This is a genomic window from Pseudomonas typographi (assembly GCF_014694385.1).
In the GTDB taxonomy this organism is placed as follows: Bacteria; Pseudomonadota; Gammaproteobacteria; order Pseudomonadales; family Pseudomonadaceae; genus Aquipseudomonas; species Aquipseudomonas typographi.
Genome location: NZ_JAAOCA010000090.1, coordinates 1 through 1314, shown reverse-complemented (window position 1 = coordinate 1314; position 1314 = coordinate 1). Strand labels below are relative to the sequence as shown.

Genomic DNA, 1314 nt, shown 5'->3' with positions numbered 1-1314 from the left:
GCGGCAACCTCCCTCCTGAATTCCCTGAAAGGACAGTGACCATGGACTTCGAAGCCCAAGTCAAAGAACTCAACGCCAGCCTCAAGGGCATTGGCGACCAAATCAAAGCGCAGGCTGAGTCGGCGCAGAAAGAAATCAAGGCCGCCGGTGAGATGCAGGCAGAGACCCGTGCGAAGGTCGATGAGCTGCTCACCAAGCAGGGCGAGCTTCAGGCGCGCATGCTTGAGGCTGAACAAAAGCTGCTCAATGCCAGCAATGATCAAAATCGGGAGGAAAAACCCCAATCTGTTGGCCAACTGGTAGTTGGCAGCGAAGAAATGCAGGGGGTTAACGCGTCGTTCCGTGGCTCGCGCCGAGTGTCTGTGCCGCGCGCCGCGATCACTACCACGTCTGGCGCCGGCCTGGTAGCGCCCGAGCGTCTTCCTGGGATCGTTGCGTTGCCTCAGCGTCGCCTGACGATTCGTGACCTAGTGGCGCCCGGCACGACCGAAAGCAATGCCGTCGAGTACGTCCGGGAAACCGGCTTCACGAACAGCGCTGCGCCGGTGGCAGAAACGGCGGCCAAGCCGTATTCCGACCTCACCACCGAATTGGTAAACGCACCGGTGCGCACCATTGCCCACCTGTTCAAGGCATCGCGGCAGATCCTGGACGATGCCTCTGCGCTGCAGAGCTACATCGACGGCCGGGCCCGTTACGGCCTGCTGATCGCTGAAGAATCCCAGTTGCTCTACGGCAATGGCACCGGTGCCAATCTTCAGGGGCTGGTCACCCTCGCAGAAGCCTACGCCGCGCCCGGGGGGCTTGTCGTTACCGGTGAACAGCGTATCGACCGGTTGCGCTTGGCTCTGTTGCAGGCCGAACTGGCCGAATTCCCGTCCGACGGTATCGTCATCAACCCCATCGACTGGGCGGCTATCGAACTGATCAAGGACAGCCAGGGACGCTACATCATCGGCCAGCCGCAGGACGGCACCACGCCGCGCCTGTGGAGGCGCCCTGTGGTGTCCACCCAGGCGATTACCCAGGACGACTTCTTGGTGGGCGCCTTCCAGCTTGGTGCGCAGATTTATGACCGCATGGAAATCGAGGTCCTGATTTCCACCGAGAACGACAAGGACTTTGAGAACAACATGGTCACCATTCGCGCGGAAGAGCGTCTGGCATTCGCCATCTACCGCCCTGAGGCCTTCGTGACCGGCTCTCTGACCGCGACCGAGTAACCCATCTAAGGGCCGGGTTTCCGGCCCGCTGAGGTGCCTATGACTGACGTGACGATCAAGCCGCTGCGGACTTATGAAGACCGCGGCGAAA

General features: G+C 61.1%; 1 protein-coding gene. It reads left to right on the top strand.

The window, feature by feature from the left end; translation table 11 throughout:
* The first annotated feature begins 41 nt into the window (after positions 1-41).
* Entirely contained in the window at positions 42-1223 is a 1182-nt protein-coding gene (locus tag HAQ05_RS27745) for a phage major capsid protein (RefSeq protein ID WP_190427565.1), read from the top strand.
* The last annotated feature ends 91 nt before the right edge of the window (positions 1224-1314 follow it).